Here is a 494-nt window from a genome sequence, read left to right on the forward strand (position 1 = left end):
CAATTCGAAGCTGGACTAATTAAGCAGCAGGATTTCGAAAACCAGAAAACAGCAATCATTCAAGCTGCTCAGGACCAACGCAATCAGATTGCTGCCGAATATGCTCAGAATGCTCAGGATATTGAAGATAAATATCAGCAAGATCGTTTGAACACCCAAATTGCATTTGGTGGCCAAATGATGGGTTCTCTTACATCTATGTTTGGTTCAATGTTTGGAGAGCAATCTAAAGCTTACAAAATCATGTTCGCTGCAGATAAAGCTTATGCGATTGCAGCTGCTGGTATTGCGATTCAGCAAAATATTGCAGCAGCTTCAAAAGCTGGTTTTCCTCTTAACTTACCGTTGATTGCTGGGGCAGTTGCTCAAGGGGCTAGCATTATTGCAAACATCCGGGCAATCAAAGATCAAGGCTTTGCTGAAGGTGGTTACACGGGTCGAGGTGGGAAATATGAAGTTGCTGGAGCTGTGCACAAAGGCGAGATTGTATGGTC

General features: G+C 43.5%; 1 pseudogene. It reads left to right on the plus strand.

Annotated elements, in window-relative coordinates:
* A pseudogene (locus ACNQ0W_RS25370) lies at positions 1–494 on the plus strand (hypothetical protein); the annotation flags it as partial.

Source organism: Enterobacter cloacae complex sp. 6730903 (genome assembly GCF_048283985.1).
GTDB lineage: Bacteria > Pseudomonadota > Gammaproteobacteria > Enterobacterales > Enterobacteriaceae > Enterobacter > Enterobacter hormaechei_C.